Here is a 19,281-nt window from a genome sequence, read left to right as displayed (position 1 = left end):
AAGCTGGTGAACCCGATCCCGGCCAGGCGGGGCAGGTGGGCCGGGACGCGGGCCAGGGCGTCGCGGCGGCGGACCACCAGCCACAGGGTCAGGGCCACCCCTTCACCCGGGTCACCCTCAACGGCATGGAGGTACCCGCCTCCACCGGTGGTCTCGACAGCTCCGGCGGCGTCAACCGCGGCCGCGGCTTCGACTTCAACGTCTTCCCCGCCGAGCTCTTCTCGCGCATCGACATCAACAAGTCCATCGTGGCCTCCATCGAAGAGGGCGGCGTCGCCGGCACCGTCGAAATGTACACCGCGCGTCCTCTCGACCATCCCGGACTGCGGGCCTCGGCCCTGGTGCAGGGGGGCTACAACGATCTCTCCGAAGAGACCGACCCGCGCCTGACGGCCACCATCGGCACCGCCAACAAGGCCCGCACCGTGGGCTTCATCCTCTCCGCCGCCCAGATGGGGCGCAACTCGTTTCAGGACGGCTTCGGTACCGTCCGCTGGGCCCAGCCCGACCGGCCCTTCGCCGGCAACGAGACGAGCCTCAGCGACGAGGAGCTCAGCAACACTTGGTTCCCGCGCCTGCCGCGGCAGGATAGCTTCCGCCACGACCAGGAGCGCTTGGGCTTCGCCAGCACCCTCCAGTTCCGGCCCAACGACGACCTGGATATCGGGCTCAACCTGGTGTACTCGAAGTTCGACTCCCAGACCAACAGCTACAACTCCTTCGGTCAGTTCCGCCGTAGCGGTCCCTGGGGCTATCCGAACATCACCCCCACCGACGTCACCGTGGCCCAGGACGGCACCGGCCAGTTCGCCGTCGCCGGCACCTTCGAAGGCGTCGCCCTGCGCACGGAAAGCCGGCAGGCGGACGACACCACCACCTTCAACCAGCTGACCGCGGACTTCAAATACGACATCAACGACAATCTGATCCTCCGCGGCATGATCGGCCACGCCACCTCCGAGTACGAGGATCTGCTCTTCCGCGCCAATATCGAGACTCTGGACCCGAATATCGGCTTCTCCTACGACTTCACCGGCAATCCGGACGTGGCGGCGATCAACTACACCCTCGACACCACCGACCCCAACAACTTCCAGCTCTTGGACAACGAGCGGCTGGAGAAGAACCTCGTCGACCGGACCAACGACACCGTGCGCTTGGACCTCGATTGGTTCTTCGGAGTCGGTCACAGCGTCAAGTTCGGCGCGATCTACAACGACCGCGAAGTGGACAGCCAACAGTTCCGGCAGGCGGCGAGCCCTCCGGGGGTCCCCCTCGCCTCCATCAGCGACGTCTTCAGCTTCATCGACGTCGGCGGCTACGGCAGCGCCACGCAGCTCGACTTCCTGGTGCTCAACTTCGATCGCGCCAAGGACGCCTTCGGGTTCGGAGACTTCCAGCCGTTCCGCGGTCCGGGAACCGCCACCTGGGTGGTGACGGAAGAGACCATGGGCGGCTACGGTGAGTACAACTTGGTGACCCTGGTGGGCGGACGCGGGCTGCGCTTCAACGCCGGCGCTCGCTGGGTGAAGACCGAGACCGAGGCTACCGGCTTCCTCACCGAAACCATCCCCAATACGGAGACCAACTCCTACGACAACTTCCTGCCGGCCATCAACCTCGCCTACGACCTCACCGAGGATCTGGTCCTGCGGGCCGGCGTCAGCCGCACCATGACCCGCGCCTCGCTTTCGTCGCTGGCGCCCACCAAGTCCTATTCCGACGTGAATTTCACCGTCAGCGGCGGCAACTCGCAGCTCGAACCCTTGGTGTCGGATAATCTAGACCTCGGTTTGGAATGGTATTTCGCAGAGCAGGCCGTCTTGGGCTTCTCCCTCTTCTACAAGGACATCGACAGCTTCATCTCGAGCCCGTCGACGGAGGAGCCCCTGCGCCCCGAGGACCGCGCTGCGGTGGCCGCCGTCTACCCGAGCCAGCCGGAGCTGCTGAACCCGGACCTGATCTGGACCTACAGCACCTCCGCCAACACCGACGGCACCAAGCTGGAAGGCTTCGAGATCGCCTATCAGCAGGCCTTCAAGGCCCTTCCCGGCTTCTGGGGTAACTTTGGTTTCGTCGGCAACTACTCGTATGTAGACGCCGAGACGATGGTGACCCGCAGCGGCCAGGATGTGACGGTGCCGCTGCAGGGGCTGTCCAAGAACTCTTGGAACGCGACCCTCTACTATGAGGTGCCGGTCTGGGGCGCCCGCGTTTCGGTGAATGATCGGGACGATTACATCACCGACAACACGGGAAGCAACGGCAATATCTCCCATGCCACCACGGGTCCGGTACGCTGGGACATGAGCGCCTTCTGGCACCTCAACAAGCGGTTCTCGCTGACGCTGGAAGGCATCAATCTCACCGACGAGGAGGAACGGTTGTACACCACCGGCAATGGAACGATGAATTTGATCCGCGAGATCAATTACTCCGGCCGGCAATTCTTCCTCGGATTGCGCTACACCTACTAATTCCCCCGCGGCATCCCGCGGCCCGCGGCCTTCTATCAGGCAACGGGCTGCGGGGCGCCTCATGGGACCGTCAGGAAGCCGGGGCCTAGACGACATGAAACACCTGAGCAAGAGGTCAGCCACGACCATCAGCGATATCGCTCGATTGTCGGGGGTCTCGAAACGGACCGTCTCCCGCGTCCTCAACAATTCTTCCAAGGTGAAGAAGGCGACCCGCGAGAAGGTGCAGAAAATCATCGACGACCTGGGGTTCAAGCCCAATGTGCAGGCCCGGGGCCTGGCGGCCCGGCGCTCGTATTTCCTCGGCCTGATCTACGACAACCCGGACGCTCTGTACATCGACGAGGTGCAGCGCGGCGTCCTCAGCGTCTGCCGCGAGGTCGGCTACGAGCTGGTGGTCCACCCCTGCGACAGAAATAGCGAGACGCTGACCCGCGAGGCCATCGCCTTCGTCGACCGCTCGAAGCTGGACGGCGTCATCGTGCTGCCCCCCGTCTCCGAGGACAACGACCTCGCCGGCGCCCTGGGCAACGATGACGTGCGTTACGTGCGGCTGGCGTCCATCGCTCTCGACACCGCCGAGCACGTGGTGGTCTCCAACGAGCGCTCCGCCGTCGCCGCCATGGCCGAATACCTGGTGGAGCTGGGGCATCGAAGGATCGGCTATGTCGCCGGCCCCGAAGGGATGAAGTCGACGCGGGAGCGCCTCGAAGGCTTCTGCGAAGCGCTGGTCAAGCACGGCTGCACTCCCTGCGAGGAGATGATCCAGCGCGGCGACTACACCTTCGAATCGGGCCGGGAATGCGGCCGGACGCTGCTCCAGATGGCCGAGGCCCCCACCGCCATCTTCGCCAGCAATGACGAGATGGCGGCGGGAGTGATCTACGCCGCCCAGGGCCTGGGGCTGAAGGTGCCGGAGGATGTCTCGGTGGCGGGCTTCGACGACAGTGCTCTGGCGACCAGAATCCGGCCGGCCCTCACCACCATTCGCCGTCCCGTACGAGAGATGGCGCGCCTGGCCACGAAGAAGCTCATCGCATCCATCGACGGCCGGGACGACGAGGCCCGCATGGGGATCTTCCTCGAGCCCGAATTGGTCGTCCGAGATTCCACCCGGCCCATCCGCTCTTCGGGCCAGGCGGAAAGGCCCGAAGCAAGCAAAAAGTCAGCCGCCGGATCCCGGCGCAGGGGAGCCTGATGGATCACCACGAGGTTCCCGCAGAAGAGTCCGTCCGCGGCGGGCCCAAGGACGAGGAGCACAGCGGCCGCTCGCTGTCGTTCTTCCTCACCGGTCTGGTCCTCGGTGTGCTGGTGGCGGCCATCGGCTTCGGAATCTTCCTGCGCTGGCAGAAGACGGCGGAGCGCGAGATGGCGCTGGACGGCAGCGGCCAGGCCGGCCAGGCCGGCCAGCAGCGGATCGTCCTGAAGCTCGGCCACGCTCTCGATACGGGGCACCCGGTGCACGTCGCCATGGAGCACATGGCCGAGCGCCTGGACGAGCTGTCCGGCGGCACCATGAGCCTCGACATCTACCCCAGCGCGGTGCTCGGATCCGAGGTCCAATCCCTCGAGCAGGTGCAGAACGGCTCGCTGGACATGACCAAAGTCTCCGCCGCGATCATGGAGAACTTCGTGCCGGAGATGGCGGTCTTCGGCCTCCCCTTCCTGTTCCGTGACAGCGAGCACTATTGGCAGGTTCTGGAAAGCCCCATCGGCGAGAAGCTGCTGGAGAAGGGAGAGGACAAGCTGCTGCGCGGCCTGTGCTACTACGACTCCGGCTCGCGCAATTTCTACACCCGCTCGAAGCCCATCCGCACGCCGCAGGATCTCGAGGGATTGAAGATCCGGGTGATGAACAGCGCCACCGCCATCGAGATGGTCAAGGCCATGGGCGGCGCCCCCACCCCCATAGCCTGGGGCGAGCTCTACTCCGCCCTGGCCCAGGGCACGGTGGACGGCGCGGAGAACAATCCTCCCAGCTTCACCTCGAACAAACACTACGAGGTGTGCAAGCACTTCACCCTCGACGGGCACACCCGGATTCCCGACATCCTGCTGGTCGGCACCAAGACCTGGGATCGCCTGCCGCCCCAGGCCCGGGCGTGGCTGCAGCAGGCGGCGGACGACTCTTCGGAGTTCCAGCGCCAGTTGTGGGCCCGGGAGACGATCCGGTCTCTGGAGGTCGCCAAGGTCCAGGGGGTGACGGTCTACGACGTCGACCTGGAGGCGTTTGCCGCTCGGGTCGAGCCGATGCTCGAAGAAGTTGAAGAGCCGGTGCGCTCGCTGATGCGGCAGATCCAGGAGACCCGGTGAGCCCCCAACCTTCAGAGGAAGATCGACCCATTCCGGCCCACCGGCGCCTCCGGAACGGCTTGACCAAGGGTCTCGAATGGTTCCTGGTGGCCACCATGGCCCTGCTGGTGGTCGACGTGGTGTGGGGAGTCTTCACCCGCTACGCCTTGGGACAACAGGCGAAGTGGTCGGAGGAGCTCGCCCGCTTTCTGCTCATCTGGGTGACCCTCCTGGGAGCGGCGGTGGCCTTCGGCACCAAGGCCCACCTGGGGGTCGACTACTTCGTCAACCGCTTGCACCCGGCGGCCCGCCGATGGACAGCGGTGGTCGCCCACGGCGTGGTTCTCTTCTTCGCCCTGGAAGTGCTCCTCCACGGCGGAGCCCGGGTGGTGAGCGAGGCCCTGGTACTGGAACAGACCACTCCGGCCCTCGGCTGGAAGATGGGCCACGTCTACCTCGCCCTACCGATCTCCGGCCTGTTCGTGGCGCTCTTCACGGTGGAGAACCTGATCGAGACCCTCACCGGTGGCTCGGCGGATCCAGCGGGCTCAGCCCCAGCAAGCAAGGCCCCAGCAGTGGAAGCCCGACCCACCACCGATCCGCGAGCGGAGGAATAGCCCGGTGGGAGCCGTCGCCCTGCTACTAGTCCTCGTCTTCGTCATCCTGCTCTTGCTGGAGGTGCCCATCGCGGTGGCCATCGCGGTGGCCAGCTTCGTCGCCATGCTGGCGGAGGGGGCCGACCCCTCGGTGATGCTGGCGCAGCGCATGGCCAACGGCGTCAACAGCTTCGCCCTGCTGGCCATCCCCTTCTTCGTTCTTTCCGGCTACCTCATGGGCCGCGGCGGCATGGCCCGGCGGCTGATGGACCTGGCGGGAGCTCTCGTCGGCTTCCTGCCGGGGGGCTTGGCCTATGTCAACACCTTGACCTGCATGCTCTTCGGGTCGATCTCCGGCTCCGCCACCGCCGCGGTGTCGTCGGTGGGCGGGTTCATGATCCCGGAGATGAACCGCAAGGGCTACAACCGCGAGTTCAACGTCGCGCTGACCACCACCGCCGCCACCACCGGCCTGATGATCCCGCCCAGCAACATCATGATCGTCTACTCGGTGGCCGCCGGCAGCGTGTCCATCGCCGCCATGTTCATGGCCGGCGTCCTCCCGGGCATCCTCACCGGGCTGTTCATCATGTTCGTCTGCGGCTACGCGGCCTTCCGCCACGGTCACCCGACGGAAGCGCGTTCCTCGGTCAAAGAGATCCTCCTCGCCTTCAAGCGCTCCTTCCTCAGCCTGTTCATGGTGGTGATCGTCATCGGCGGCATTCTGCTGGGCATCTTCACCGCCACCGAGGCGGCGGCCATCGCGGTGGTCTACTCCTTCCTGCTGACGGTGGGGCTCTACCGCGAGATCCGCCTGCGCCAGCTGCGCGGGATTCTGCTGGAAGCGAGCATCACCACCGCCATCGTGATGTTGCTCATCGGCGCCTGCACCGGCATGAGCTGGATCATGACCATCGCCAACATCCCGCAGTCGGTGAGCGCGGCGCTCCTGGGGCTCTCCCACAACCCCATCGTGATCCTCCTCACCATCAACTTCCTGCTGCTGGCGGTGGGCACCTTCATGGACATGACCCCGGCGGTGTTGATCTTCACGCCGATCTTCCTGCCGGTAGCCCAATCCCTGGGCATGCACGAGGTGCACTTCGGGGTGATGCTCATCGCCAACCTGTGCATCGGCCTGTGCACGCCGCCGGTAGGCACCTGCTTGTTCATCGGCTGCGGTGTGGGCAAGACCACCATCGCCAAGGTGTCGCGCCCCATGTTGCCGTTTCTCGCAGCGATGATCCTTGCCCTGCTCTTGATCACCTATCTCCCCTCGCTCTCGCTGTGGCTGCCGGTGCAGACCAAGCAGCTCAAGCAGACCGAGGTGGAGCAATCCCATTTCATGCGGAGCAGTCCTGAGGCCGTCTTGGAGGAGGGTTCCCCAACCGCGGAACCTCCTCGGCCCCAAGACGATCCCCAATCCGAGAACCCCGCAGCGCCCGGAGACAACGCCATGCCGGTAGATGCCACCCAGCCCGAAGACGACACCCTGCCCGAGGAAGGAGGCACCGATGGCCGGCCTTGAGCTGAAACCGAAGGAGTCGTGCCGCTACGACATACTCTCCCTGGGCGAGATCATGCTGCGCTTCGATCCCGGCGAGGGCAGGATCCGCACCACCCGCCACTTCCGGGTCTGGGAGGGGGGCGGAGAGTACAACGTGGCCCGCGGCCTGCGCCGGTGCTTCGGCCAGCGGGCGGCGGTGGTGACCGCCGCGGTGGGCAACGAGCTGGGCCTGCTGCTCGAAGATCTGGTGCTGCAGGGGGGCGTCGACCCTTCCCTTATCCGCTGGGTGCCGTCCGACGGCATGGGCCGGGCGGTGCGCAACGGCTTGAACTTCACCGAGCGGGGGTTCGGCCTGCGGGGCGCCGTCGGCTGCTCCGACCGCGGTCACACCGCCGCCTCCCAGCTGCGGGTGGGAGATATCGACTGGGAACACATCTTCGGCGATCTCGGGGTCCGCTGGTTCCACACCGGCGGCATCTTCGCGGCCCTCTCGGACACCACCGGCGACGTGGTCCTGGAAGCGGCGAAGATCGCCAAAAAGCATGGCACGGTGGTCTCCTACGACCTCAACTACCGCCCCTCCCTGTGGGGTGCCTACGGCGGTCTCGACCGCTGCCGCGAGGTCAACCGGGCCATCGCTCCCTCCCTCGACGTCATCCTCGGCAACGAGGAGGATTTCACCGCCTGCTTGGGACTCGAGGTGGAGGGCGTCGACGACAACCTGGTGGAGCTGGAGGTGAGCGGCTTCAAGAATATGATCCGCACCGCGGTGGCTACCTACCCCAACGTCAAGGCGGTGGCGGCGACCCTCCGCGGCGTCAAGACCGCGACGGTCAACGATTGGGGAGCCATCTGCTGGTACGACGGTGAGTTCCACACCGCCACCCACCGGCCCGACCTGGAGATCCTCGACCGGGTGGGGGGCGGTGATAGCTTTGCTTCCGGCTTCATCTACGGACTCATGGAACTCGAGGACGCGGCCCAAGCGGTGGAATACGGTGCGGCCCACGGCGCCCTGGCGATGACCACCGCGGGGGATACCACCATGGCCTCGCTGGCCGAGGTGGAGAAGGTCGTCCGCGGCGGCGGTGCCCGGGTCGACCGGTGAGGGTCCTCGAAGAGGAGAACGGCGCCGGGCGCCGGGCGAAAGCACTGACCACGGCGAAACGATGCAGAGCGGAAGGGGTTACCTAGTGCAAGACGGTTCAAGGAGCGGTTTGATCCACGAACGCTTCCTGCTGCAAAGCGACGAGGCCGCGCGGCTCTACTTCGACTACGCGGCCGAGCTGCCGATCATCGACTTCCACACTCATCTGCCGCCGGCGGACATCGCTGCCAATCTCAGCTGGGAGAACATCAGCCAGGTCTGGCTCAACGGCGACCATTACAAATGGCGCCAGATGCGCGCCAACGGCATCCCGGAGCGCTTCTGCACCGGCGACGCCACGGACCGGCAGAAATTCGACGCCTTCGCCGGCGTCGTGCCTTATCTGCTGCGCAATCCTCTCTACCATTGGTGCCACCTGGAGCTCGCCCGCTACTTCGGGATCGACGATCTACTGCTCAGCCCCGAGACCGCCGACGAGGTCTGGGAGCGCACCCGGGCGGTCTTCCAAAGCGGCCTCTCCACCCGCTCCCTGATGGAGAACAGCAACGTCCTGGCCCTGTGCACCACCGACGATCCCGTCGATTCCCTCGAGCACCACCGGACGGTGGCCGAGGATGAGAGCTTCGCCCCCCTCCTGCTCCCCGCCTGGCGGCCGGATCGCATCCTGGCGCTGGCGACCCCCCAAGCGTGGAACGAATATCTGGATCAGCTGGCCGCCGTCGCGGACGTGGAGATCACCAGCTACAACGACCTCCTCGACGCCCTCGCCTCGCGCATCGAAGTCTTCCACCAGGCGGGCTGCCGGCTCTCCGACCACGCCCTCGCCACCTGCGTGTTCTCGCCGGCCTCGGCCCAGGAGATTCAAGGCCTCTTCGGCCGCTTGCGGTCCGGAGAATCGCTCTCCTCCACCGAGCGCGATCAGCTGACGACGGCGCTGCTGCTGGAGCTCGGGCGGATGTACCGCGAGAAGGGCTGGACCATGCAGCTCCACATCGGCGCCATCCGCAACCTCAACCGTGCCATGTTCGAGCGGCTGGGTCCTGACTGCGGATACGACTCCATGGGGGACCGGCTCTACGCCGAGCCCCTGGCCCGCCTCCTGGACGCCCTGAGCTCCGCCGGCAACCTGCCCCGGACCATCCTCTACAACGTCAACCCGCGGGACAACGAGATGCTCGCTTCCATGCTCGCCAGCTTCGAGGACGGCTCCATGGCGGGCAAGATGCAGCTCGGCGCCGCCTGGTGGTTCCTGGATCAAAAGGACGGCATGGAGCGTCAGCTCGAAGCCATCTCTCAGATCGGCTCCCTGCGCCGCTTCGTCGGCATGGTCGCCGACAGCCGTTCCTTCCTGTCGTTCACCCGCCACGAATACTTCCGCCGCATCCTGTGCAACCTCCTCGGCGCCGACATGGCCGCCGGGCTGCTGCCCCGGGACTTCGATCTGGTGGGCGACCTGGTGCGGGACGTCTGCTTCCGCAACGCGGCGAGCTACTTCGGATTCGACCTGCCGGAGCATTCCGTGGAGAGCCCCGGCGGCGCGTCAGCCGTGGTCACGCCCTGAGGAGGGCGGCGGTGTTGCGAGAGGAGGCCGGCGTGGCGAAGCTTCCCGGGAAGACGCTCTTCTCGAACGCCGCCGGGCAAGCCTCTTGCGCCCTGATCGCCGTCGGCCTAGCGTTCTTCGCAGCCCTCCTCCTGCCTCACCCAGCGCAGGCCCAGACCGACGCCAAATTCCTCACCGCCGTGGTCGCCCAGGACGGCAGCGGTGACTTCACCACCATCCAGGGGGCCGTGGCCAAGATCGGCATGGGCTCTCCCCAGGAGCCCGCCACCATCTACGTGCGCCAAGGTGTCTACCGGGAGCGGGTCTACGTCCAGCGGGAGAAGCGCTACGTTCGCCTGGTGGGTGAGGACCCCGAGAACACCGTCCTCGTCTACGGGCTCCACGCCAACATCACGGGACCCGACGGCCTCCAGATCGGCACCTTCCGGACCCCCACCCTCTACCTCGACGCCGACGACTTCACCGTCGAGAACTTGACCATCCAAAACGACGCCGGACCGGTGGGGCAAGCGCTGGCGGTGGCCGTCCACGGCGACCGAGTGATCTTTCGCAACAGCCGCTTCCTCGGTCACCAGGACACGATCTTCCTCAACCGGGGCCGACACTACTTCGAAGACTGCCGCATCGAGGGCACGACGGACTTCCTCTTCGGCGGCGCCACCGCCTGGTTCGAGAACTGCGACCTCCACGCCCTGGCCGGCAGCTACCTCACCGCCACCGCCACCCCTCCGGAGTCTGCCTACGGCTTCGTTTTCCACCGCTGCCGGGTGCGGGTGGCCGAGGGCGAGCTGACCTACCTCGGCCGGCCGTGGCGCGATCACGCCGCCACCCTCTTTCTACGCTCGGAGCTGGGCGCAGGAATCCACCCCGAGGGCTGGCACAACTGGGACAAGCCCTGGCGGGAGGCCACCAGCCGCTATCTCGAATACGGCAACACCGGCCCCGGCGCGGACCGCTCCCGGCGCGTCCCCTGGGCGCGGGAGCTGACGCCCAAGGAAGCCCGCTGGATCACCCCGGCCACGGTCTTCGGAGACTGGGACCCGAGCCAGACCCAGCCGGTCCCCTTCGACCCTCCCACGGTCGTAGCGACCCCGCAGGCAGCCTCTGGCGCCCCGACAGTCTTTCTCATCGGTGACTCAACCCTCGCCGACAAACCCGACCTGACGCTCCCCGAGCGCGGCTGGGGCCAGCTCTTTCGCCAGCTGATTCGCCCACCGCTGAGGCTGGAGAACCACGCCGTCAACGGCCGCAGCACCAAATCCTTCCGCGACGAGGGACGCTGGGACGGGGTGCTCGAAGCCCTCTCCCCGGGAGATTGGGTGATCCTCCAATTCGGCCACAACGACCAGAAGTCCCAGGACCCGACCCGCTTCACCGAACCCGACGGCGAGTACCGCACCAACCTCCAGCGATTCGTCCGCGAGACCCGATCCCGCGGCGCCCATCCCATCCTCGCCACCCCGGTGGTGCGGCGCCGGTTCGACGACTCGGGCAAGTTCTACGACACCCACAGCGACTACCCTCGGGTGGTGCGCGAGGTGGCCCGGGAAGAAGGCGTCCCACTGCTCGAGCTGGAGGACGCGACCCGTGCCCTGGTAGAGAACGCGGGGCCCGAGGGCTCCCAATCGCTCTACCTCCACTTCGAGCCCGGTGAGCATCCCCTGTTGCCCGAGGGGCTCCACGACGACACCCACTTCTCCGAGCTCGGCGCGCGCCGGGTCGCCGAACTGGCAGCCCGCGAGATCGCCCGGCTGCAGCTCCCGCTGGCGAAGTATCTGCAGCTCTCCATCCCCCCGCAGGAGGACCGCTGATGAAAGCGGGCATCCTCTACGGCGCTCGGGACATTCGGGTCGGCGAGATTCCCACTCCCACGATCCAACCCGACGAGATCCTGGTGCAGTCGAAGGCCGCCGGCATCTGCGGCACCGACCTCCACATCTACCTGGGGGAGTTCGAAGCCCGGGTCGACTATCCGGTGATCCAGGGGCATGAGCTCGGCGGGGTGGTGGCCGAGGTTGGCTCGGAGGTTCGCGGCTTCGCCGTCGGCGACCGCGTGACGGCGGATCCGGTGATCTCCTGCCACCACTGCACCGCCTGCCGCAGCGGCCAGATCAACGCCTGCCGCACCCTCAAGCTCCTGGGGATCGATCTCGCTGGTGGCTACGGCGAGTACGTCGCGGCGCCGGCCAGCCACGTCTACCGGCTGCCGGATTCGGTGCCCATGACCCACTCGCCGATGGTGGAGATGTACGCCCTGGGCCACCACATCCTTCAGCGCGGCGAGGTCCAGCCCGGCGAAACCGTGGCCATCCTCGGCGCCGGCAAGCTCGGCCTGTCGATTCTCGACGTCCTCTGCCACAGCGCCAGCCCCGGGCTGACCTTGGTCACCGACCTCCAACCCTTCCGCCTCGAAACCGCCCGCCAGCTCGGCGCCGACGTCGCCCTGGACATCCGGGAGGAAGACCCGGTGGAGCGGATCCTGGAGCTCACCGAGGGCGTCGGCGTCGATTGCGTCATCGAAGCGGTGGGCCACTACGAGCTGCCCGAGGGCCAGGAGGCACCCCTGGCCCAGGCCGTCCGCATGATCCGCAGCGGCGGCCGGGTGGTCACCACCGGGCTCGGCGAGCAACTCTCACCGGTCCACTTCAAGACCCTGGTGCTCAAAGAGGCCAGCATCATCGCCTCCCGAGTCACCCGCGGCGAGTTCCCCCGCGCCCTCCAAATGATGAGCCGCGGCCTGCTGCATCCGGAGCTGCTGATCACCGAAGTTCGTCCCCTCGAGGACATCACCCGGGCCTTTGCCCAGGTCGAGGCGGAGGAGCCGCAGACGATCAAAATCGTTCTGGAGCTCTAAGGGCCTTCCCCGGCGGCGAGCACCCCCAACCCCCGCAGCCACTCCCCACACAGCTCCGACCAGCGGGCTACGGGACCCTTGGCGTTGCGGATCCCGAAGCCGTGGCCGCCGGTCTGGAAGACGTGGAGCTCCGACGGCACGCCGGCGGTCTGGAGGGATTGGTAGAGGCGGAGGGCTCCTGCGGCCTTCACCGCCGGGTCGTCGGCGGTCTGGAGGAGAAAGGTTGGGGGCCAATCCTTCGACACGCCGGCGTCGAGGGGATATTGGCTCACCACCTGGCGGAGGCCGGGATAGGTCTCCAGAACCTGCGGACTGAGAAAGTCTTCCGCCACCACGGGGTAGATGAGGATCACGAAATCCGGTCGGGCGCTCTCGATGCTCTCCCCATGAGCCGGCGGGTAGACGGTGGCGTCATGGTGGGCCGCGAGGGAGCCGGCGAGGTGGCCGCCGGCGGAGAATCCGAGAATGCCGATGCGCTGGGGGTCGATACCCAGCAGCTCCGCCCGGTGGCGCAACAGGCGCAGGGCGCGCTGGGCGTCTTGCAGGGGAACGTGGACCGGGGCGCGGTGGCCCTCACCGGGTAGCCGGTACTTGAGCACGAAGACGGTCACCCCGAGGCCGTTGAGCCATTGGGCGATGTCCAACCCCTCCTTGTCCATGACCACCCGCTGGTAGGCACCCCCGGGAGCGACGACCACCGCCGCGCCGTTGGCCACCGCCGCGCCGTTGGCCACCGCCGGCCGGTAGACCCGGAGGGAAGGGCGGAGGATTCGGGTAAAGATGCGGTCGTGAAGGGCCGGGTCCTCGCTGCGCTCGGTGAGCCTTTCCTGCAGCGATAGACCTTCCGAGCCCGGCGCGTCCCCGGGCCAGAGGAGGATCTCCTCGCCCACGAGGGGCACGGCGGCCGGTGGCGCAGGGGCCGCCGCCAGGCCGTGGCTTGCCAGGAGAGCCAGGAAGCTCCCAACAGCGGCTCGAAGCACTCTTCGGTTCGAGAACCGCATCCGGCTGCCTACGGCGACTCTTCCGCCGGCTGGATCACCACGTCGCGCAGTACCAGATCCTCGAGATGGTCGAGAACGCTGGCGCTGCCCACCGCACGGAAGACGCTGTCCCGGACTTCCAGCCCGCGCACCGGGGCGACGTCGAGACCGCGCACGAAGAAGGCGTGCTCGGCCCGATCGACGGTCAGCCGCTCGATCAGGAGGTTGCGCACCACCGGCCGGAACGGACCGTCGGCGCCTTCCTCATATTGCATGTCGATGTGGATGGCGGCGCCGGTCTCGCCGATCTCCACGTCGCGCACGAAGACATTCTCGATCACGCCTCCGCGCACGGCGTTGGTCTTGATACGGATGCCGCGGTCCAGCTCCGGGCTGCTCATGTGGGTTTGCTCGACGAAGACGTCCCGCACGCTGCCGCTCACCTCGCTGCCGATGGTCACTCCTCCGTGGCCGGCGCGCATCTGGCATCCGCGGACCACGATGCGCTCCGACGGCGTATCGAGCCGCCGGCCGTCGGCGTTGCGGCCGGACTTGATGGCGATGCAATCGTCCCCGGTGTCGAAGAAGGAATCCTCGATCAGCACGTCGCTGGAAGACTCCGGGTTGCAGCCGTCGTTGTTGGGGCCGTGGGAGATGATCGTCACGTCCCTCACGATGACGTTTTGAGAAAGCACCGGGTGGATCACCCACATGGGGGCGTTGCGGATCGTGATGCCCTCGATCAGGACGTTCTTGCTGCGATAAGGCTGGAGGAAGGAAGGGCGCAGGTAGTGGCCGGCGCCGTAGACCCGCTCGCTCACCGGCACGCCGGCTTCGGCCTGGGCGAAGAGCTGGTCGCGATCGGGCCTCTGGCTTTGTGGGTGGTCGTCGGCCTTCCATGGCCACCAATGCTCCGGCCCGGCCTGACCGTCGAGGGTGCCCGCGCCGGTGACCGCGATATTCGTCTCCTCGAAGGCGTAGACGAGGGGCGAGTAGTTCATCAACTCGACCCCTTCCCAGCGGCTCAGCACCAGCGGCAGATAGTCGTTGGGATCCTGGCTGAAGCGCAGCGTGGCTCCTTCTTCCAGATGCAGCTCGACGTTGGATTGGAGGTGGATCGGCCCGGTGAGATAGTCCCCCGCCGGAACCACCACCCGGCCACCGCCGGCCTTGGAACAGGCTGCAATGGCCTCACGAATCGCGGCCGTGGCATCGCTCTCCCCGTCACCGACGGCGCCGAAGTCGAGGATCGAGACGTCCCGGTCCGGAAAGGTCGGCGCTTCGATGGCGGCGAGAATGGCGGGAAGGCGCTGCCAAGGATCCGCAGCGCCCGCCGGCGGAGTCTCGCCCCAGGCGGGAAGACCCAGCCAGATCGCCACGAGGGTCGCTGCCAGGCCGGCAGCTGCTTTGGGGTGCTTCCTCATCACTTTCCTCCTCCTCGGAGATCTGCATCTTCGAGTCACGAGAAGGATTCTCGGTCCTCGGGTCGAATCACTCGATTTCCGCGCTCGCCAACAGGAACGCACCGACGCCATGGGCATCGCTGATCACCACGTCGGTGGACACGTAATAGTCGTAGGTACCGTCGCGGTAGGGATCGCCGCCGAGGCCGGCGCTGCGGCACACGTTGCGGATCTGCATTCGCCCGGTCTCCTTGGGGCCACCCCGGGGATCCCAATCCACCAGCTCGTCGACCAGGCCGAAGAAGCTCTCCTGCGCCAGCTCCCGATAGCGCGAGTCGAGCATGCCCAGGCGCGCGCCCTTGGCCCAGGCGTAGGCGATCATCGCCGAGCCGGAGGCCTCCAGGAAGTTGCCCTCCCGGCCTCCCTGGTCGGGCACCTGCCACCAGATCTTGCTGCGCTCGTCCTGCACCGCCAGCAGCGCCTGGCTCAAATCATCGAGCATGCCCGCTAGCTGCTCTCGGCCTCCGTGATCCGGAGGGAAGTGCTCGTAGGTATCCACCAGCGACATGGAATACCAACCGAGGGAGCGGGTCCAGAAACCCGGCGAGCGCCCTGTCTCCGGATCCGACCAGCGCTGCACGCGGCTCTCATCCCAGCCGTGGAAGAGCAGGCCCGTCTTCGGATCCCGCAGCTTCGAATAGCTCTCCTGGAACTGGCTGAGAAGATCGTCGAAAGCTCCCGGCTGATCAAACCGCGCCGCGTACTCGGCGTAGAACGGCGCCCCCATGTAGAGCCCGTCGAGCCAGACCTGCCACGGATATTTGCGCTTGTGCCAGAAGACCCCGTTGTGGGTGCGCGGCTGCCACTCGAGCTGCCGCCGCAGCCCCTCGATGGCGCCCCGGTAACGCTCGTCGCCGGATTCCTCCAGGAGCGGGAAGAGCAGCTTGCCGGAGTTGATGGAGTCAATGTTGTACTCGTCCAGGGCCAGCGTGCGGATGCTGCCGTCGGCCTCGACGTAGTGGTCGACATACTCCTTCATGTACCGGTAGTACTCGGGGCTCCCGTGCTTCTGGTAGAGCCGGTACATGCCGAGGGTCACCAGGCCCTGGGTGTAAGCCCAGCGGTACTCCCCGTCGGATTTGCGCATGCTCCAGGCCTGCGGAAACTCGGCCATGGTGCTCTCCGCCAGCCGCTGGCCCCAGGTCTGGGAGCTCTCCCGGGAGCTCTCGTTCCGAGGATCTTCAGCGTCTGCAGCTCGCGCATCGGGAATCGGAGCCAGCATCAGCCCCAAACCCAGGAGAGCAGTCCAAACGAACAACCTTGCCACCGGTAGCATTGGGCCGTACTATACCAGTCGGAGGCAAGAAGATGAGCACGGAAATCGGCTGAGCGGACACTCCACCCATGCCCCTGAATCAATACACCGAGAACCCCCGCTACCTCCGCCTGCACGAGGACGACAACGTCGCCGTGGTGATCAACCAAGGCGGCGTCTCCCCCGGTTCGGTCTTCGAAGACGGCTTCCGCGCGGAGGAAGCCGTTCCCCAAAGCCACAAGATCGCCCTCCGGCCCATCGCCGAGGGGGAGGCGGTGCGGCGCTACGGTCAGGTCATCGGCACCGCCCGCCGCGACCTCGGCGCCGGAACCTGGGTGAAGGAGGTGGATCTCGACCTCCCCACCCCACCGGCCCTCGGCGCGCTGCCCCGCAGCACCGCCGTTCCAGCCCCGGCGGAGCCTCTGGAGGGCTATACCTTCGAAGGCTACAAGAACCCCGACGGCAGCGTCGGCACCCGCAACATCCTGGGCATCACCACCACCGTGCAATGCGTCACCGGAGTGCTGGAGCATGCCGTCCGGAAGATCCGCGAGGAGCTCCTACCGCGCTACCCCCACGTCGACGACGTCGTCGCCCTGACCCACTCCTTCGGCTGCGGCATCGCCTTCGATTCGAAAGACTCCCAGATCCCCATCCGCACGGTGCGCAACCTCGCCCGCAACCCCAACCTCGGTGGTCAGGCGATGGTGGTGGGTCTGGGCTGCGAGATGCTGCAGCCCGCGCAGATCATCGCCGACGACGACCGGGATCTCGACCACGAGGGGAAGTGGCTCTACCGGCTGCAGGAGTCGAGCACCGGCTTCACCGGCATGATCGAGCAGATCCTCGCCATGGCCGAACGCCGGCTGGACAAGCTCAACCAGCGGCGCCGGGAGACGTGCCCCGCCTCCGCCCTGGTTCTCGGCATGCAGTGCGGGGGCAGCGACGGTTTCTCCGGCATCACGGCCAACCCGGCCCTGGGCTTTGCTTCGGATCTACTGGTGCGCGCCGGCGCGACGGTGATGTTCTCGGAGGTCACCGAGGTCCGCGACGCGGTGCACCTGCTGAGCGCCCGCGCCGAGACCGAGGAGGTGGCTCAGGCCCTCATCGACGAGATGGATTGGTACGACCAGTACTTGGCCCGCGGCTCCAGCAACCGCGCCGCCAACACGTCCCCGGGCAACAAGGCCGGCGGGCTGTCGAATATCGTGGAAAAGGCCCTGGGTGCCACGGTCAAGTCCGGCCATTCGGCGATCCGCGGCGTCATTGGCCCCGGAGAGCGCCGCCGCACTCACGGTCTAAACTTCTGCGCCACCCCCGCCGGCGACTTCGTCTGCGGCACCCTCCAACTCGCCGCCGGTATGAACCTCCACGTCTTCACCACCGGCCGGGGCACTCCCTACGGTCTGGCCATGGCCCCGGTGATCAAGGTCAGCTCCCGCACCGAGCTCGCCCAACGCTGGCCCGACCTCATCGACGTCGACGCCGGCCGCATCGCCACCGGCGAGGCCACCGTCGAAGAGCTCGGCTGGGAGCTCTTCCACTACTATCTCGACGTCGCCAGCGGCAAGCAGAAGCCCTGGGCCGAGCAGCACCGGCTGCACAATGATCTGGTGCTCTTCAATCCGGCACCGTTGACTTGAGGGGTGAAAGAGGTCGCGGGCTGCATCAGCCGGCCCCATGACCGGTGCGGCTATTTCTCCAGATACTCTTTGAGCTTCCGCAACAGCCCTTCGTTGGCGGGAATGAAGAACTCCATCAGCTTGTCGTAGGCGGGCAAGTCCCGATACCCCACGCCGTACGAACGAATCCGGGTCCGCGCTTCCCCTTCCGCGTCGAAGACGATGACGTTCATCAGGTTTCCGGCGTCCTCCTTCATCACCTCCGGCCACCGTTCCGAGAGCTCGGCCTGGAGGGTGAGGATCTGTTCGGGCACGTAGTTCACGATGTGCACTACGTTCGTCCCCGGGTCGCCAATCTTGCCTTCAGCGGCGTAGTGCGTCCGGATCTCGCCCCCGATGCGAAGATCGACCTCCGCCACCGGCGCTGCCCACGCCTGCCAGCCGGCCCCGGTGGTATACGCCTCCCAGACCCGCGCCACCGGCGCCTCCACCACGAGTTCCTGCAACAGAATCAATTCCCCCGCGTCGGTCTTGAGGACCTCGCTCCGCACCCCCTCGCCCTCTGCCGCCCCAACCGCGGGCACCAGCAAAACCGCACACAGAATCGCGCTCAACACCCTCAACATCTTAATCATCATAGCTTTCCTCTCCAGGGCGCCATCCGCCCCGTCGGTCGATTCTCTCGCCGCGCAGCCGCGGCCACCTCAGCGGTCAGAGTAGCACCTGCCAAATCATGGGGCGACGGCCGTCAACTGCCGGAGGATGGCCGCGATGTGGACTGCCCCCGTATCGACGAGCGGAACGCCGGCAACGCTCTCGCTGCTCACCAGGAGCGGGAGCTCCGTGCCCGCCAAGAGAACTGCATCGACCCCCTGCTCGCGCTCGAGATCTGCGATCAGGCGCTGGACTCCCTCCCGCGTCTCGTCCCGAAACACGCCCTTCAAGAGTTCTCCGAGATAGCGTTCCTGCAACCAGTCTCGATCTTCGGCTGGAGGAACGACCACCTCGATGCCGATCCGCGAATAAGTCTTCTGGTAGAAGGTCGAGCCCATGGTAAACCCGGTCCCCAAGAGCCCCACCCGGCCATACCCCTCCGCCCGAGCATTCTCCGCCGCCGCTTCCACAATGCTGACGAGGGGAAGAGGCGAGCGGTCCGCCAGCGCATCAAACACAAGATGAGGAGTGTTCGCGGCCATCGCCGCAAGGTCACACCCGGCGCGTTTCAGACGATGCAGCGATTCCAGAAGATATTCGACCAGCCCATCGTGATCGTTCCGCACGAGCTCAATGCCGCGATTGACATCGAGACTATCGATGAGCACCGCAGGCAACGTATCCGGCTGGATCTCGACCCAGCTTTGGATGATCTTGCGGTAGTAGTCGATGGTGGATTCGGGCCCCAGCCCCCCGACGAGTCCGAGTCGTTTCATGGTAGGTCCTTATTTCTGCTTTGCGTCCCCAAGGGGGAGCGCTACATTCGCCGTCTTCCCCGGCACCCCTGCATCCCGAGTCCCCACCGCGCTCGGGCCTAGAAGAAGAGAGCTGGCCGAGGTGAGTGGACCGTAC

The 19,281-nt window shown here is 66.5% G+C and carries 15 protein-coding genes; 10 read left to right on the top strand and 5 right to left on the bottom strand.

Annotated features, from left to right (window positions below; all coding sequences use genetic code 11):
• The 9 genes from SX243_17905 to SX243_17865 all read left to right on the top strand — a co-directional run.
• Positions 1–2,477, top strand: a 2,477-nt coding sequence (locus tag SX243_17905; GenBank protein ID MDY7094851.1) for a TonB-dependent receptor, incomplete at its 5' end; no start/stop codon positions are given.
• A 61-nt stretch (positions 2,478–2,538) separates the two neighbouring features.
• Complete coding sequence (locus tag SX243_17900) at positions 2,539–3,675, top strand: LacI family DNA-binding transcriptional regulator (protein MDY7094850.1); 1,137 nt, start codon at positions 2,539–2,541, stop codon at positions 3,673–3,675.
• Between the two features lie 170 nt (positions 3,676–3,845).
• Entirely contained in the window at positions 3,846–4,790 is a 945-nt protein-coding gene (locus SX243_17895; GenBank protein MDY7094849.1) for a TRAP transporter substrate-binding protein, read from the top strand.
• Complete coding sequence (locus SX243_17890) at positions 4,787–5,386, top strand: TRAP transporter small permease (protein ID MDY7094848.1); 600 nt, start codon at positions 4,787–4,789, stop codon at positions 5,384–5,386. Before SX243_17895 ends, SX243_17890 begins: the two co-directional genes overlap by 4 nt.
• A 4-nt stretch (positions 5,387–5,390) precedes the next feature.
• The gene (locus SX243_17885) at positions 5,391–6,893 is read left to right on the top strand and encodes a TRAP transporter large permease (protein MDY7094847.1); all 1,503 of its coding nucleotides are present in this window, start codon (positions 5,391–5,393) and stop codon (positions 6,891–6,893) included.
• Complete coding sequence (locus SX243_17880; protein MDY7094846.1) at positions 6,880–7,980, top strand: sugar kinase; 1,101 nt, start codon at positions 6,880–6,882, stop codon at positions 7,978–7,980. The genes SX243_17885 and SX243_17880 overlap by 14 nt, the downstream gene beginning before the upstream one ends.
• 109 nt (positions 7,981–8,089) lie before the next feature.
• Positions 8,090–9,541 (top strand): glucuronate isomerase, encoded by a 1,452-nt coding sequence (uxaC, locus tag SX243_17875; protein MDY7094845.1) that lies wholly within the window; start codon positions 8,090–8,092, stop codon positions 9,539–9,541.
• 32 nt (positions 9,542–9,573) lie between these two features.
• On the top strand, positions 9,574–11,352 hold the full coding sequence (locus tag SX243_17870) for a pectinesterase family protein (protein MDY7094844.1): 1,779 nt from the start codon (positions 9,574–9,576) through the stop codon (positions 11,350–11,352).
• Positions 11,352–12,395: an alcohol dehydrogenase catalytic domain-containing protein gene (locus tag SX243_17865; GenBank protein MDY7094843.1), complete on the top strand. Its 1,044-nt coding sequence runs from the start codon at positions 11,352–11,354 to the stop codon at positions 12,393–12,395. Before SX243_17870 ends, SX243_17865 begins: the two co-directional genes overlap by 1 nt.
• Here the strand turns inward: SX243_17865 and SX243_17860 are convergent.
• From SX243_17860 to SX243_17850, 3 genes are all read right to left on the bottom strand, one after another.
• Entirely contained in the window at positions 12,392–13,375 is a 984-nt protein-coding gene (locus tag SX243_17860) for an alpha/beta hydrolase (protein ID MDY7094842.1), read from the bottom strand. The genes SX243_17865 and SX243_17860 overlap by 4 nt on opposite strands.
• A 29-nt stretch (positions 13,376–13,404) precedes the next feature.
• Complete coding sequence (locus SX243_17855; GenBank protein ID MDY7094841.1) at positions 13,405–14,799, bottom strand: glycoside hydrolase family 28 protein; 1,395 nt, start codon at positions 14,797–14,799, stop codon at positions 13,405–13,407.
• A gap of 67 nt (positions 14,800–14,866) precedes the next feature.
• Positions 14,867–16,096: a glycoside hydrolase family 88 protein gene (locus SX243_17850; protein MDY7094840.1), complete on the bottom strand. Its 1,230-nt coding sequence runs from the start codon at positions 16,094–16,096 to the stop codon at positions 14,867–14,869.
• Positions 16,097–16,182: 86 nt separating this feature from the next.
• Here SX243_17850 and garD point away from each other — a divergent pair, with 86 nt between their 5' ends.
• A complete protein-coding gene (gene garD, locus SX243_17845; protein MDY7094839.1) occupies positions 16,183–17,736 on the top strand; it encodes a galactarate dehydratase in 1,554 nt (517 codons plus the stop codon).
• 50 nt (positions 17,737–17,786) lie between these two features.
• On the opposite strand, the gene SX243_17840 is transcribed toward garD, so the two are convergent.
• Positions 17,787–18,353 carry an SRPBCC domain-containing protein gene (locus SX243_17840; protein MDY7094838.1) on the bottom strand — a complete coding sequence of 189 codons (567 nt, stop codon included), beginning with the start codon at positions 18,351–18,353 and terminating at the stop codon, positions 17,787–17,789.
• A 93-nt stretch (positions 18,354–18,446) separates the two neighbouring features.
• A complete protein-coding gene (locus tag SX243_17835) occupies positions 18,447–19,145 on the bottom strand; it encodes an amino acid racemase (GenBank protein ID MDY7094837.1) in 699 nt (232 codons plus the stop codon).
• Between the last annotated feature and the right edge of the window lie 136 nt (positions 19,146–19,281).

It is taken from the genome of Acidobacteriota bacterium (genome assembly GCA_034211275.1).
Lineage (GTDB): Bacteria > Acidobacteriota > Thermoanaerobaculia > Multivoradales > JAHZIX01 > JAGQSE01.
Note: the sequence above shows the minus strand (reverse complement) of the source record. Positions and strands in the feature narration are given on the sequence as shown.

What these genes read in the sequence shown, in the direction of transcription:
- SX243_17900 (MDY7094850.1), top strand. Translation starts at nt 2,539, where the DNA reads ATGGGACCGTCAGGAAGCCGGGGCCTAGACGACATGAAACACCTGAGC.
- SX243_17895 (MDY7094849.1), top strand. Translation starts at nt 3,846, where the DNA reads ATGGCGCTGGACGGCAGCGGCCAGGCCGGCCAGGCCGGCCAGCAGCGG.
- SX243_17880 (MDY7094846.1), top strand. Translation starts at nt 6,880, where the DNA reads ATGGCCGGCCTTGAGCTGAAACCGAAGGAGTCGTGCCGCTACGACATA.
- SX243_17865 (MDY7094843.1), top strand. Translation starts at nt 11,352, where the DNA reads ATGAAAGCGGGCATCCTCTACGGCGCTCGGGACATTCGGGTCGGCGAG.
- SX243_17855 (MDY7094841.1), bottom strand. Translation starts at nt 14,799, where the DNA reads ATGAGGAAGCACCCCAAAGCAGCTGCCGGCCTGGCAGCGACCCTCGTG.
- garD (MDY7094839.1), top strand. Translation starts at nt 16,183, where the DNA reads ATGCCCCTGAATCAATACACCGAGAACCCCCGCTACCTCCGCCTGCAC.
- SX243_17840 (MDY7094838.1), bottom strand. Translation starts at nt 18,353, where the DNA reads ATGATGATTAAGATGTTGAGGGTGTTGAGCGCGATTCTGTGTGCGGTT.
- SX243_17835 (MDY7094837.1), bottom strand. Translation starts at nt 19,145, where the DNA reads ATGAAACGACTCGGACTCGTCGGGGGGCTGGGGCCCGAATCCACCATC.